The sequence below is a fragment of the Dehalococcoides sp. UCH007 genome (assembly GCF_001010485.1).
Classification (GTDB): domain Bacteria; phylum Chloroflexota; class Dehalococcoidia; order Dehalococcoidales; family Dehalococcoidaceae; genus Dehalococcoides; species Dehalococcoides mccartyi_A.
Genome location: NZ_AP014722.1, coordinates 415,267 through 428,874, shown reverse-complemented (window position 1 = coordinate 428,874; position 13,608 = coordinate 415,267). Strand labels below are relative to the sequence as shown.

Genomic DNA, 13,608 nt, shown 5'->3' with positions numbered 1-13,608 from the left:
TAAGACTATTCGACAGTGACACTCTTAGCCAGATTCCGGGGAGTATCAATGGAACAGCCCAACTCACAGGCTACGTAATATGCCAGTAGCTGCAGTACTACAGTAAAAAGTATGGGACTAAACAGACGGCTGAAAGACGGCAGGCTTATTACCCTATCTGCTAACTGGCCAAGCTGTTCGTCTCCAGCTTCACCGATAACAATCAGGGGGGCACGGCGCACTTTTATTTCCCTCAGCCCGGTCAGCATAGCTTCGTAGGTTTGGTCATGGCTTACCAATGCCAGCACAGGTGTTTCCGGAGAAAGCAATGCAAACGGTCCGTGTTTAAGTTCCCCTGCCGCATAACCCTCCGCATGAATATACGAAATCTCCTTGAGTTTCAAAGCACCCTCAAGGGCTATGGGATAGTTAATCCCCCGCCCTATAAAAAAGACGCTATTAGCTTTGGCTATTTCTAAAGCAGCCTCTTTAATGTTTTGCTGGCTACCAAATACTCTTTGAACAACACTGGGCAAAAGACGCATAGTGCTTAGATAATCCTGATAACGCGGGTTTGCAGCAGAGGCACAGGCAAAACACAAAAAATACAGAACTGTCAGCTGGGCAACAAAGCTCTTAGTAGCCGCCACCCCTATCTCCGGCCCTGCCTGAGTATATATAGTATGATCTGCCAAACGGGCAGCCGTACTGCCGGCTACATTTGTTATGGCTACCACCATACAGCCGGCTTGCTTTAAGCGGCGCATCGCCCGTAAAACATCTGCTGTTTCACCTGACTGGCTGAGCACCACGGCCAGTTTGCAGGGAGGTAAACGATGCATATAGTTGAACTCTGAAGCCACCTCCAGCCGGACTGGTATGTTCAGATGCTCTTCCACCAGATAACGGACAGTCAGTGCTGCATGATAGGAACTGCCGCAGGCTAAAAAAAGGATACCTGTTTTGCGGCTCTGCTCCAGTAATGGAGACTTATTAAAAGATTCCGGTAAGGGCATATTTATCAGAGTATTTTGAATAACCCGCGGTTGTTCGTGTATTTCCTTTAGCATATAGTGGCTGTAGCCACCCTTCTGTGATTCATCCTGAGTCCAGTTTATTTTTTCCACCGGAGGCACAATGTACTCACCATTCCGGCGTATTTTGAGATTATCAGGGTTTATAATGCCGATATCACCCTCATCCAGATATATAACCCTGTTGGTATACCCCAAAATGGCAGGTACATCTGAAGCAACCAGATATTCTCCGTCACCTACCCCTATAACCAAAGGACTATCCTGCCGCACCGCCACCAAGGTATTTTCCCCTGAACGCATAACCACCAGAGCATATGAACCCTCTATTTCCTTCACTGCCTGACGGACGGCTTCTTCCAAGTTTCCTTTGTCGTACTCCTCTATCAAATGAGCAATAAGCTCGGTATCAGTATCCGAAACTATCTTATGGCCATTAGCCTCAAGCCGTTTTAAGAGTTGTGAATAGTTGTTTATAACCCCGTTGTGCACCAAACAAATTTTGCCGGTGCAGTCTGTATGTGGATGGGCATTTATTTGGGTTGGCTCACCGCAGGTGGCCCAGCGGGTATGCCCCAGACCGGCTGTACCCTCAAACCGGGGGGCATTTTGAAGTATGTTATGGACTTTGCCTGCATCTTTAAAAAGCCTTATCTCAGGCGAGTTTACGGCTATACCGCAGGAATCATACCCCCGGTATTCCAAACGGCACAAACAATCATATAAAACCGCCTGCGCCTGGCGTTTACCGGTGTAGCCCACTATACCGCACATCTATACCACCAAACTGCCGTCAGGTATACTGCCCGAAAGCGTTTTTAAAGGGGCTATGCGGCTGGAATTGCCCACCACCGTACCGCTTTGCGACACGACAGAGTTACCCACGATACAGCCTTCACCCATCATGGTGCCGACTTTTATTTTATGCAATTCATCATTTATGCGGGTCTCTACCTCGGAGGAAGGGGCATTGAACTGGCCGTGAAGCACGCAGCCGCGGTCTATCACCGAATCTTCAATAACCGAAGCTACCCCGATACTGTTGCCGCTGTAAATAAGGCTGTTTTTTATCTGGCAGAAAGGGGCTACCGTTACATTATCTGCAATGCTGGAGTAAGGGTAAATACAAACACTCGGGCCAATATCACACCCCTCACCTATTATAACCGGACCGGTAATATATGAATTTGAACGGATAACCGTATTTTTGCCAATCAGTACCGGCCCTTTTATTACCACACCGCTTTCAATAGTGCCGGCTACCCCCGGCTTAAGCTCGGCCGATACTGCCGCATTAAGTGAAAGCATATCCCACGGGTAGACTATATCCAGCCAAAGTCCATGGCTTTCTGCTACCTGTATATCCAATTTGTCTTTTATCATGGACTGCAAAACCACCGGAATATCCAGATGCTCGCCGATATAATCAAAAACTTTCATTGAGAAAGAGTAAATGCCGGTATTTATAAAACTGCTTTTGGCTATACTGGGTTTTTCCTCTATGGAAGTTAACAAGCCACCCGAAGAAGTTATCACCCCGTATCGTCTGGGGTCTTCGCCGTTTACAGCTTTTACCATAACCGCCTGCGGCGGTTGTTTTGCAAACTCACTTATGGTAGAAGGCTTGATAAGCTGGTCTCCGTTCAGAACCAGAAAATCCCCTTTGATTTTATCTTTTGCCTGTTTAAGAGCATGGGCTGTGCCCAACTGGTTTGGTTGGTGAACATAGGTTATCTGCACCCCCAAATGCCCGCCCTGACCAAAATAATCAAATATACGCTCACGCTGGTAACCTACTACCAAAATAATATCCCGGATACCATTTCGGGCGAGGGATTCAATAACATACTCAAGCAGGGGTTTGCCCGCAATAGACAGCATCACTTTTGACTTACTTGCGGTAAAAGGCCGCAGGCGTTGTCCCTCACCGGCTGCCAGTATAACTGCCTGTTTCATATTTCACTCCCCGCCTTAGCCGATATATGAGTTTGGCTCAATAAGCCCGCTCACAACCGCACCGGGCCCTATGCGGCTGCCTGAGCCTACAAGAACGCCCGGATTAAGACTTACATTAATACCGGTCTCAACCCCATCTCCCAAAACCGCACCCAGCTTGCGGCGGCGGGTATTGACACCCCCAGCTGAAATATCCGCACCATCAAAACGCAGATTAGCCAGCTTGGTTCCGGCACCCAGATTACAGTTTTGTCCGATTACACTATCCCCCACATAATTAAGGTGGGGTATTTTAGTATTATCCATAATAATAGAGTTTTTTATCTCAACCGAAGCACCAACCCGGCAATTATCCCCTATGGAAGTAGACGGGCGGATATAACAATTCGGACCTATATCACAGTTTTTACCTATTATCACCGGCCCTTCTATATACGCACCCGAACGGATAAGGCTACCTTCGCCTATTTCCACCGCCCCCTTGATAACCGCATTTTCCTCTACCTTGCCGCAAATACGTTGGCTAAGGCTTTTAAGCATGGAAGCATTCAGGTCAAGCAAATCCCACGGGTAGCTGACGTCCTGCCAGTAAGTAAGCGGGTGGTAACCCACCGCTAGGCCTCTGTCAATAAGCAGCTGGATAGATGAGGTTATTTCATATTCGCCCCGCGGTGACAGCGGAGTATCGTCTATGGCTTTAAATATCGGCGGGGTAAACAGGTACAAACCGGCATTTGCCAGATTGGTAGGCGGATTTGCGGACTTTTCATGGATACGTTTTACACGTCTGCCGTCTGTTTCAAGCACACCAAGGCGGCTGGGGTCTGATGCTTCAAAAACACCCAGTGTAGTTTTGGCAGATGCCGCTAGAGCGGCGATATCTGCTGATTTTGCCAGTATATCTCCGTTCATAACCAGAAATTCAGCCTGAAGCTGGTCTTCAAGCTGCTTTAAGGCATGGGCGGTACCCAGCTGGCGGTTCTGCTGGCAATAGCTGATTTTCAGCCCCCATTTGGCACCGTCTGCAAAATACAAACGCACCTGCTCATCACGGTAACCCACCACCAGTATAAACTCCGTGATACCGGCAGCGCTGACCTCCAGTAATAGGTGCTCCAAAATAGGCTTGCCCGCAATGGGCAGCATAACTTTGGGACGGGTAAATGTCAGCGGGCGCATGCGGCTGCCTTCGCCTGCCGCCAATATGACTGCCTTCATTTTATTTCTCCCGGGAAAGGCTCTTTAAGCACTTAAGGCCTGTTTGGTAAATGGTTTCACATTGTTCAGGGGTTTTGGCTTCAGCCGTCAAACGGATTTTAGGCTCTGTACCCGAAGGGCGGATAAGCAACCAGCCATCTTTCAGATTAAGCTTAATCCCGTCCAGCAGGCTGGAGGAAAGAGGATTCAGGCACTGGAGTGATTCCTCAACCAAGGCCAGATTCAAACCACTGCCAGCCACACTCCCCCGTTTCATGGAATATTCCGGGATATCCGAAGTAAGCTCCGCAAGAGGCTGGCGGGCAACCAGATTTAACAATCTGGCAGCGGCATAAATACCGTCAGGGCAAAGAGAACTCTCAGGGAAAACCCAGGCACCGCAGGGCTCACCCCCGAAGTTACCCTGCCGTTTAAGTTCCTCGGAAACATAGTTATCACCTACAGCTGTACGGATAACCTTAAATCCCATCTCGTCTACTACCATAGAAGCATCCAGAGTGGTAACCACCTTGTCTGCCCTGGCAGCTCTGGCAAAAAGTACCAGCATTTTATCACCGGAAATAAAGTTGCCGTGTTTATCTACCGCCACCATCCGGTCGGCATCACCGTCATGGGCAATGCCCAAATCAGCATCACTTTCTTTGACAGTCTGAATTAGTCCTGTAAGATTTTCAGCCAGAGGTTCAGGCGGGTGAGGGAAAAAACCGTGGGTAGTATCATTCAGGGAAATCACCCTGCTGCCCATACGCTGAAGCAACCAAGGGGTTATAACGGATGCCGCCCCGCCGCCGCAATCCACCACTACCTTAAGGCGGCATTTGTCCGGCAGGTAACCGAGGATATGTTCCATGTGTTTTTCAACTGTACAAGGGAAAGCATTTATCTGGCCGAAATTATCCCACTTTATTGAAGGGGAACGGCTTGATTCAACGTCTTTGGTTATTTCCTGTTGCTGCAGATAACTGAAAGCCGAGCCGTCAGGATTCAGAAACTTGATGCCATTGTATTCAGCTGTATTATGTGAAGCAGTCACCATCAACCCGGCATCAAAGTCTCTGGCCATAAAGGCCAGAGTAGGTGTCGGCACCAGCCCCACATCAAGCACATCTGCCCCGGCGGAAATCAAAGCCCCGCTAAGTATGCGCTTGATAGCCGGTGTGGAAGTACGGCTGTCACCGGCCAACACCACCCTGCGGTAGCGTTTTCCTACAGAAAACCCCACTTTAAGAGCTGTTTCCATCAAACGGTCATCTACCAAACGGCGGATGCCGGAAGTTCCGAATAATCCCATACGGCTAAATCCTAGCCCTTTTACCCATCATTAGTCAATGCCCATCCAGCTATCAAGGCTGAAAACTGAACAATAAATTGACAAGCCAACTGCCCCAGTTTAAACTTAGATTAGAATACTCTCTCTAAAGGTGACCACCTTGACTGAACTCAGAAATATTGCCCACGAGCTTTCCCAACAGCTTTATCACTACCGGGCAGACTATCTGGAAATCCACCTGGAAGAAAGCACAAGCAGCTATATCTCTTACAGGGGACAAAATCTGGATACTGCCGGGCGCGGCAGTGACCTGGGCGGCAACGTTCGGGCGCTGGTAAACGGCGGCTGGGGTTTTGTAAGTTTTAACAGTCTGGATGATATCCGTAAACGGATAGACCAGGCAATCCACCAGGCTGCATTGGCCGGTTCTGCCCAGAGCCAGTTTGCATCTGCCCCTTCGGTTACCTATGCCCAGCCGGACGAGCTGTCTCAAAGTTCGGTGGAACGCCCGCTTGAAGATAAAAAACGGGTGCTGGACGAATATAAAGACCTTATCTGGCAGACCAAAGGCATAAAAACATCATTTATCCGCTTTTCAGACGGCTACCGCCGCCGCTTTTATGTAAACTCCCGCGGGAGTGTCATAGAGCAGTCACGCGCGGATATAAATTTCAACGCCACTGCCATTGCTTCGGCAGACGGCGAACTCCAACAGTCAAATATCTCCGTAGGCAGCCGAGGCAATTACAGCGCCATAACCGGGCTTCACTCCCAGATAAAAGACATGACCGAACATGCAGTAAAACTGCTCTCCGCCCAGAAGGTAAAAGGCGGCGAATACACCGTAATACTTGACCCCATACTGGCGGGGGTATTTGTCCACGAGGCTTTCGGACACCTCTCCGAAGCTGACCACATATATGAAAACCCCCAGATGCGCGAAATAATGGTGCTGGGTAAAAAATTCGGCCCAAAAATACTAAATATAGTAGACAACCCCACCATGCCTGACCTTCGGGGCAGCTATAAATACGACGACGAAGGTGTAGCCGCTACTAAAAATTACCTTATCCGTGAGGGCAAACTTAGCGGCCGCCTCCATTCACGGGAGACTGCCGCCAAGTTAAATGAACCCCTTTCCGGTAATGCCAGAGCCATATCTTACCGCTATGCCCCTATTGTACGTATGAGTAATACCTATATAGAACCCGGCACATCTACTCTGGAAGGAATGCTGGACGGGGTAAAAGAAGGTATTTATGTAAAGAACTGGTACGGCGGAACTACCAGTATGGAAATGTTTACCTTCTCCTCCGGAGAAGCTTATATGATAAGGGACGGCAAGATAGCCGAAGCTCTGCGGCCGGTGGTTTTGTCAGGAAATGTATTTGATACCCTGCACAATATAGATATGATAGGCAACGATCTGGATATGAATCAGGGCGGCGGCTGCGGCAAGAGCGGCCAGTCTCCTCTGCCGGTTTCAAACGGTTCACCCCATATCCGTATTCAGAAATGTCTGGTAGGTGGTGCCTGATATGCTTGAAAAAATACTTGAGCAAGCTAAAAAAGTGGCTGAACAGGCCGAATGTTTTATGGTGGAATCCGAATCTGCCCCAATTCATTTTGAAGCTAATCAGCTGAAAAATATTGAGTCCAAACAAAGCCTTAGCCTGGCTTTGCGGATTATCAAGGACGGTAAAATCGGTTATGCCGCCAGCTCCAACCCGGCTAACTGGCTGAAACTGGCGGATATGGCAGTAGAAACAGCCGCATACGGCCAAACAGCCCATTTCCAGTTCCCTGCCGCCCAAATCTGCCCTGAGATTAAAATATTTGACCCTGAGACAGAGGCGGTAAGTTTGGAGGAAATGGTAAAGCTGGGCAAAGATATGATAACCGGGCTGCTTGAAATAAACCCTGACTTGGTCTGCAGTGCCAGCCTTTCCAAAAGCACCCTGAATATACGCCTCTTGAATACCAGCGGAGCAGATATCAGCTATAAAAAAAGCAATTTCTCCATGGGGCTGGAAGGCACTCTAGTACGTGGCACAGATATGCTTTTTGTGGGTGACGGGCTTAGCTCCTGCCGTCCTATACGCTCCGGCAGCGAAGTAGTAAATCTGGTTGGCAAGCAGCTTGAACGCGCCCGCCAGAATGTAACTTTACAAAGCAGGGAAATGCCTGTTATTTTTACCCCCCACGGGGTAGGTAGCACCATTATCCCAGCCTTGTCTGCCGCACTCAACGGCAAACTGGTACAGGAAAAGGCATCTCCCCTGGCCGGCAAACTGGGTGAGCAAATGTTTGACCCTGCCCTTAATCTGGTTGATGACCCTACCCAGAGTTTCAGCCCGAATTCACGCCCCTTTGATGATGAAGGCACCGCCAGCCAGATAACACCCATGGTGGAAAACGGGATTATTAAAAACTTCATTTATGACCTACGCACCGCCGCTTTGGCCAAAGCCAAAAGCACCGGAAACGCCGAAAGGCATGGCGGACAGCCTGCGCCCGGTTTCAGCGCCCTGATGATAAAACCCGGCACAGTTTCATTTGAAGAAATGGTTTCAGGTATAAAAGAAGGCCTGATAGTGGAATTTATGATGGGTGCCGAACAGGGCAATGTATTGGGCGGTGATTTCTCAGGAAATGTACTGCTGGGTTATAAAATAGAAAACGGACAGATTACCGGGCGGGTAAAAGACACTATGCTCTCCGGCAATATTTATAATGCCCTTAAAACTATAAACGCCATCGGCAGTGACGGACGCTGGCTGGACGGTGAGCTTTTCACCCCATCCATGTATTTCCCGAAGCTGTCTGTAGCTACCAAATAAGAGAGACAGATATATGGACAAAAAATACAAGCTGAATTCCAGACCCAAGCTCAAATCACCCTGCCTGCTGGCGGCCTGGCCGGGCATAAGCAATGTCGCCCTTATTGTAGCTACCTATCTGGCACGCAAACTGGAGTTTAAGGAACTGGCCGAGATAGATTCCCCCAGTTTCTTTGACCCTATAGGCGTACTGGTAAAAGACGGTGTAGTTGAAGAACCCCAATTCCCCCAAAACCGCTTTTACTACCTGAAAAATAAACAGGATAACGATATTATCCTGTTTATAGGTGAAGACCAACCTTCTACTAAGAGTTACGAACTGGCTAATTTGATTCTGGACGTAGGTCAGCGTTTCGGCGTTAAAAGAATTTATACTTTCGCCGCCGCCCTGACCCGCATCCACCACAGCGAACAACCGCGGGCATGGGCAGTGGGTACTAACACCCAAGTAGCCAATGAACTGGTGGAGCGGGGGCTTAGCGGCAGCGGCAACCTCCAGATTTCCGGTCTGAATGGTCTGCTGCTGGGTGTGGCAAAAGAACGGAATATGGATGGGGTATGCCTGCTGGGCGAAGTCCCCAGCTATGCTTCCCGCCTGCAAAATCCCATGGCAGCTTTGGTGATTGTCCAGATTTTGTCCAAACTGCTCCATCTGGAAGTTGATATCACTGAACTGGAACAGATTGCATCTGACGCCAAGCAGCATGTATCACAGATTGCAGCTGAGGCTATGGAGGATTATATAGACTACTTTACCGAACCTATTTGGGAAAGCGGTGAAGACGACGATGACCTTGATAATGACGAAGATGATGACAATGAGGAAGCGAGTAACAACTGATGAGCCAGAATAACACGGAAATTACTGAACTTTTTGAAAGGCTGACAGATGAAAACACCAGCCTGAAACATACAGACCTGGCCCTGTTGTCCGACCTTAACAATCAGGAGGTAGCCGCCTTCAAAGATTTCTGGATTCGCATGAGCCCTGAAAGACGGCTTGATATAGTCAGCCGTTTGGTTGAACTGGCCGAAGATGATGTTTCTCTGGATTTTGAAAGCATCTTTATCCGAACTATGCATGACCCGAATGCAGAAGTGCGTGCAAAATCAATCGACGGCCTTTGGGAATGCAACCGCCCTTCACTGATTGACCATTTGCTGTCTTTATCAAACGAAGACCCGTCTATGGAAGTCCGCATAGCCGCAACAGCCTCTCTGGGGCGCTACAGCCTTATGGGTGAATTCGGCCAGCTGCCGGAAAAAACCAGTCAAACACTGCAAACCAGTTTGCTAACTATTTTCAGAAATACCGAACTGCCGGTGGAACTAAGACGCAGGGCACTGGAATCAGTATCCCCTTTCGGACAACCGCAAGTAATTATGGCAATTTCCCAAGCCTATAACAACCCTGAACACCTGCTCAAAATAGGTGCGGTCTATGCCATGGGACAAAATGCCAGTGACCAGTGGGAGTCTGTAATAACATCTGAACTGAATAATGATAATAACGACCTTCGTTATGAAGCGGCAGTTGCCGCCGGAGAACTTGGACTGGAGAGTTTCGTCCCTAAATTGGTTTCTTTGATTGAAGACCCCGATATAGAAGTCCAGTTGGCATCAATACAGGCGCTGGCTAAAATAGGCGGCAAGGACGCTAAAAAAGGTCTGACTGAAAATCTGGAGAGTACCTCCAGTCAGGCTGTCCGCGATATGATAACCACCGCACTGGCAGATATAGAGGCAGATGAATCTGCTGCCGGTATGCCAGCCATTTCACCAGAGGAGTAATCTGTGATACACGCTCAGGGAAAGCTGACCCGGCTGAGAGACAAACGTCTGGAAGATGCCTCGCTGGATTATATCTGGCAGACTGACCCGGAGCTTAGCCGCCTGGATGCGGCAGAGCCTCTGACTATCCCCTTCAGAACCTTCCTGGGTGAATATATATTCGTACTGGAAAATTCTTTATCCCTGCGGGTGCAATTCGGCATTGAAACCCTCCGGGGGGAATATATTGGCTACTGCGCCTGTTACAACTGGGACAGAGCCGCCGGAGAAGCGGAAGCAGGCATAATGATAGGTCAAAAAGAATACTGGGGCAAAGGTTACGGCAGTGACGCTCTGGGGCTGATGGTTGGATATGTGTTTGAAAACACCAGCCTAAAAAGACTTTACCTGAAAACCCTATCTGATAATACCCGTGCCCAGTGTGCCTTTAAAAAATGCGGCTTTAAACCTTTCGGGGAAAGAGAATCAGGCCAGCACCGGTTTATAATGATGGAACTTTTAAAAGCAAACTGGTTGAAAAACAAAGACCTGCTGGCTGAAGAACACCAGTCTAATAAAGTATAACAGCCGCCGCGGTAACGGTTTTATCCCCGGCAGTATCTTCCGCCCAGAGTTTCAGGCTCAAGGTTTTGCTTTCCGAAGTATCTGCCTTTGAGGATACCACACCTTTCAGAAAAAGGGGTTCCCCCAAAGGCATCATCTTTTTATAACTGACAGACAGTTTGGCAAGCCTGCCAGAGGGGCAGGCAAAGCGGGATGCCAGCTTACCCAGCATAGCCCCCACCAATTGCCCCGGCACTACCACTCCGTTCAAACCCCTTTTCAAAGCTATGTCTTTATCATAATGAATGGGATTATAGTCCCCCGAAGCCCCCGCCCAGATAACCAGGTCACAGCTGCTAAGGGCAAGCATCTGGCAGGTTATTTCCTGCCCTTCGGTTATATTTTCAAAAACACTGGTCATGCCGAATACACTATAGCCAGCTGGCAAACCCTGGCTAGCAGCTCCCCTTTGTTATTTGATACCTGCATTTCAAAATTAAGGAATGACGAAAGCCCCATTTTGCCCGGACGTTCCCGTAAACTTAGCAAACTGGTCTCCACCACCACTTCCTGCCCTATTTCAAGGGGTTTTAAGCTTTCCAGCTCACTTGAGCCATGAAGGACAGTAATATTATCCGCCGAGATAGCTTCCAGCATCTGCCCAAAACCCAAAGTGAGTGCCAATGAAGGTGGTGCTTCGGCCTGCCAGTTCTCCACATCATCACCGGTAGCTCTGCAAAAACGCTCAACCATACCCCGCTCAATGACCAGCCTAAGAGGCAGTAGTTTTAAACCGGGATTCGCTCGTAAGTCTTCCAAAGTGTATTTGGTATTCAGCATTTGGCCAAGCTTATAATACAACCCTGCATTTTGTCAAAATAATGCCCGCCTTATGTTATAATAGGCCATTATTTGAGATGGGAGGCATATAAATGGCTGCCACTTCAAAAGCACCGCCGGAAATACCGGCTATTGAAACCCTGGATTTAAGCCGCTCATACGGGCAACTTCTGGCAGTGGACAAGCTAAACCTGAATATCCGCAAGGGTGAACTGTTTGCCCTGCTAGGCCCCAATGGGGCAGGCAAAAGCACCACCATAAATATGCTCTGTTGCCTGCTGAAACCCACCTCCGGCACAGCCCGGATAATGGGCTTTGATATAAATACCCAAAGCTACCAGGTTAAATCTACTATCGGCAGTTCGCCTCAGGAAACCGCCATTTCGGACCACCTTACCCCGGTGGAAAATCTGGAACTATTCGGAAGGCTGAACCGGGTAGACCCCGTAAAACTAAAGGAATGGATACCCCGTTTTCTGGAGATAATGGGGTTGGAAGACCGGGCAAAAAGCCAGGTGCATACTTTTTCCGGCGGCATGAAACGCCGCCTGAGCATAATGATGGCACTTATCCACAACCCGGATGTAGTCTTTTTAGATGAACCCACCCTGGGCTTAGACCCCCAGGTACGCCACGCCATGTGGGAATATATAAAATCTATGAAGGGGCAGAAAACTATACTCCTTACCACCCACTATATGGAGGAAGCAGACCAGCTGGCAGACCGCATAGGCATTATGGATCAGGGCAAGATAGTAGCACTTGGAACACCGGTGGAGTTGAAACAAAGCCTAATAAAAGAACCCACCATGAAGATACAGGCCTTTAATATTTCCCAGAAAATAGTAGCCGATCTAAAAACTTTCTACCCTAAAGTGGAATTCTCAGGCGGAACACTTTCAGTTTCGGCAGAACACCTGGAGTTTAACGAGATTGTAAACCGGCTGCAAAATGCAGGGGCAGTTATCCGCTCTGCCCAGATAAAAGACCCCAGCCTAGAAGATGTCTACCTGAAACTAACCGGAAAGGAGCTGCGGCAATGAGATTTTGGGAACTGGGTATCCGCGCCCTCAAGGAAACCTACCGTGACCCCATGGCTCTTGGTTTCCTGCTGGGTTTTCCCCTTATGTTCATGCTTCTTTTCGGTTTTGCTTTCTCCGGCGAAGGCAGTGCCAGCTACCAGATTGGATTAGTGGATAAAGACCAAACACCCGTTTCAATTGCATTTGCAGATGAAGCCCTGTCAGAAGTACCTAGCTATGAAATTATTTATATAACCACCCCTGACGAAGCCCTGACCAAACTGAAACAGTCTGACATACGGGCATATGTAATAATCCCGGCCGGCTTCGGGGAAGAAGTAAACAAACTCTGGGCGGGTGAAAATGGCAATATATATCTGGATGTGACCTATGATGAAAGTGATATACAGGCCGCCGGTGAAATCCTTTCACAACTGAATGCAGTTTGCCGCGCCTTTGCCAAAATAGAAATACCCCTGAGCATAAATGCCCAGCCGGTAAATATTGAAAACAAGATAACCAACATAGATTTTATCTCTCCCGGCATTATTGTATTCGGGCTGCTCATACTTATACCCACCTCAGCCAGAATAATAGTACGGGATAAAGAAAAAGGCTTTATGCCAAGAATGCTGACCACACCCAGCCGTTCCATGGACTTTATACTGGGGTATTCGCTTAGCATGACCCTTATCTGTATAATCCAGATAATATTTTTTATGCTGCTGGGCTATCTGTTCGGTATGGATATAACGGGGAATATAGCTTTGGCTTTCCTGATATTCTTCCTCACCGGGCTATCCAGTATAGGCGTAGGCATGGTGATTGCCGGTTTTTCCAAGAGTGAAAACCAGTCAGAATCTATCAGCTGGTTTTTCTCCATGCCGCTGGCCATAATATCCGGCACCTGGTTTTCTATTCAGTTTATGCCGGACGTACTCAAATGGTTGGGCTATGCATTCCCCTACTCCCATGCCATTGAGGCATCACGTCTGGTAATATTACGGGGGGCAGATTTTTCGGCCGTAAGCGGTGAAGTAGGCATACTGGCCATCTGGACAGTAGCTATCTTCGCCCTGGGGACAATAATATTCGGAAGGACTATGCGCAGCTGA

The 13,608-nt window shown here is 48.6% G+C and carries 13 protein-coding genes; 7 read left to right on the top strand and 6 right to left on the bottom strand.

Annotation, left to right across the window (positions count from 1 at the left end; translation table 11 throughout):
- Positions 1 to 5: 5 nt before the first annotated feature.
- Genes glmS through glmM form a run of 4 tightly spaced genes read right to left on the bottom strand, consistent with a single transcriptional unit; the run spans position 6 to position 5,478 of the window.
- Positions 6 to 1,787, bottom strand: a complete 1,782-nt coding sequence (glmS, locus tag UCH007_RS02320; protein WP_023652049.1) for a glutamine--fructose-6-phosphate transaminase (isomerizing) — start codon at positions 1,785 to 1,787, stop codon at positions 6 to 8.
- Positions 1,788 to 2,969 (bottom strand): bifunctional sugar-1-phosphate nucleotidylyltransferase/acetyltransferase, encoded by a 1,182-nt coding sequence (gene glmU / locus UCH007_RS02315; RefSeq protein ID WP_046960949.1) that lies wholly within the window; start codon positions 2,967 to 2,969, stop codon positions 1,788 to 1,790. It abuts the gene before it with no gap.
- 15 nt (positions 2,970 to 2,984) lie between these two features.
- Positions 2,985 to 4,187, bottom strand: coding sequence for a bifunctional sugar-1-phosphate nucleotidylyltransferase/acetyltransferase (gene glmU, locus UCH007_RS02310; protein WP_046960948.1), 1,203 nt, complete (start codon positions 4,185 to 4,187; stop codon positions 2,985 to 2,987).
- A gap of 1 nt (position 4,188) precedes the next feature.
- Positions 4,189 to 5,478, bottom strand: a complete 1,290-nt coding sequence (gene glmM, locus UCH007_RS02305) for a phosphoglucosamine mutase (protein ID WP_046960947.1) — start codon at positions 5,476 to 5,478, stop codon at positions 4,189 to 4,191.
- A gap of 139 nt (positions 5,479 to 5,617) precedes the next feature.
- Between glmM and UCH007_RS02300 the strand changes: the two genes are divergently transcribed.
- Genes UCH007_RS02300 through UCH007_RS02280 form a run of 5 tightly spaced genes read left to right on the top strand, consistent with a single transcriptional unit; the run spans position 5,618 to position 10,652 of the window.
- Positions 5,618 to 6,994, top strand: a complete 1,377-nt coding sequence (locus UCH007_RS02300) for a TldD/PmbA family protein (RefSeq protein WP_041330706.1) — start codon at positions 5,618 to 5,620, stop codon at positions 6,992 to 6,994.
- Between the two features lies 1 nt (position 6,995).
- Positions 6,996 to 8,297 carry a TldD/PmbA family protein gene (locus tag UCH007_RS02295; protein ID WP_023652044.1) on the top strand — a complete coding sequence of 434 codons (1,302 nt, stop codon included), beginning with the start codon at positions 6,996 to 6,998 and terminating at the stop codon, positions 8,295 to 8,297.
- Positions 8,298 to 8,310: 13 nt separating this feature from the next.
- Positions 8,311 to 9,138, top strand: a complete 828-nt coding sequence (locus UCH007_RS02290; RefSeq protein ID WP_023652043.1) for a PAC2 family protein — start codon at positions 8,311 to 8,313, stop codon at positions 9,136 to 9,138.
- Positions 9,138 to 10,088 (top strand): HEAT repeat domain-containing protein, encoded by a 951-nt coding sequence (locus tag UCH007_RS02285; protein WP_046960946.1) that lies wholly within the window; start codon positions 9,138 to 9,140, stop codon positions 10,086 to 10,088. Before UCH007_RS02290 ends, UCH007_RS02285 begins: the two co-directional genes overlap by 1 nt.
- 3 nt (positions 10,089 to 10,091) lie before the next feature.
- Positions 10,092 to 10,652 carry a GNAT family N-acetyltransferase gene (locus UCH007_RS02280; protein ID WP_023652041.1) on the top strand — a complete coding sequence of 187 codons (561 nt, stop codon included), beginning with the start codon at positions 10,092 to 10,094 and terminating at the stop codon, positions 10,650 to 10,652.
- Here UCH007_RS02280 and UCH007_RS02275 read toward each other — a convergent pair.
- On the bottom strand, positions 10,639 to 11,079 hold the full coding sequence (locus tag UCH007_RS02275) for a MaoC/PaaZ C-terminal domain-containing protein (RefSeq protein WP_231854726.1): 441 nt from the start codon (positions 11,077 to 11,079) through the stop codon (positions 10,639 to 10,641). The two genes, UCH007_RS02280 and UCH007_RS02275, sit on opposite strands and share 14 nt — an antisense overlap.
- Positions 11,049 to 11,471, bottom strand: a complete 423-nt coding sequence (locus UCH007_RS02270; protein ID WP_023652039.1) for an FAS1-like dehydratase domain-containing protein — start codon at positions 11,469 to 11,471, stop codon at positions 11,049 to 11,051. Before UCH007_RS02270 ends, UCH007_RS02275 begins: the two co-directional genes overlap by 31 nt.
- Before the next feature lie 92 nt (positions 11,472 to 11,563).
- Here UCH007_RS02270 and UCH007_RS02265 point away from each other — a divergent pair, with 92 nt between their 5' ends.
- Positions 11,564 to 12,514: an ABC transporter ATP-binding protein gene (locus UCH007_RS02265; protein WP_046960944.1), complete on the top strand. Its 951-nt coding sequence runs from the start codon at positions 11,564 to 11,566 to the stop codon at positions 12,512 to 12,514.
- A complete protein-coding gene (locus UCH007_RS02260; RefSeq protein ID WP_046960943.1) occupies positions 12,511 to 13,608 on the top strand; it encodes an ABC transporter permease in 1,098 nt (365 codons plus the stop codon). Before UCH007_RS02265 ends, UCH007_RS02260 begins: the two co-directional genes overlap by 4 nt.

Bases quoted from the DNA above. Each gene is read 5' to 3' on its own strand.
- glmM (WP_046960947.1), bottom strand. From the start codon at position 5,478: ATGGGATTATTCGGAACTTCCGGCATCCGCCGTTTGGTAGATGACCGT.
- UCH007_RS02290 (WP_023652043.1), top strand. From the start codon at position 8,311: ATGGACAAAAAATACAAGCTGAATTCCAGACCCAAGCTCAAATCACCC.
- UCH007_RS02260 (WP_046960943.1), top strand. From the start codon at position 12,511: ATGAGATTTTGGGAACTGGGTATCCGCGCCCTCAAGGAAACCTACCGT.
- glmS (WP_023652049.1), bottom strand. From the start codon at position 1,787: ATGTGCGGTATAGTGGGCTACACCGGTAAACGCCAGGCGCAGGCGGTT.
- UCH007_RS02285 (WP_046960946.1), top strand. From the start codon at position 9,138: ATGAGCCAGAATAACACGGAAATTACTGAACTTTTTGAAAGGCTGACA.
- glmU (WP_046960948.1), bottom strand. From the start codon at position 4,187: ATGAAGGCAGTCATATTGGCGGCAGGCGAAGGCAGCCGCATGCGCCCG.
- UCH007_RS02295 (WP_023652044.1), top strand. From the start codon at position 6,996: ATGCTTGAAAAAATACTTGAGCAAGCTAAAAAAGTGGCTGAACAGGCC.
- UCH007_RS02270 (WP_023652039.1), bottom strand. From the start codon at position 11,471: ATGCTGAATACCAAATACACTTTGGAAGACTTACGAGCGAATCCCGGT.
- UCH007_RS02265 (WP_046960944.1), top strand. From the start codon at position 11,564: ATGGCTGCCACTTCAAAAGCACCGCCGGAAATACCGGCTATTGAAACC.
- glmU (WP_046960949.1), bottom strand. From the start codon at position 2,969: ATGAAACAGGCAGTTATACTGGCAGCCGGTGAGGGACAACGCCTGCGG.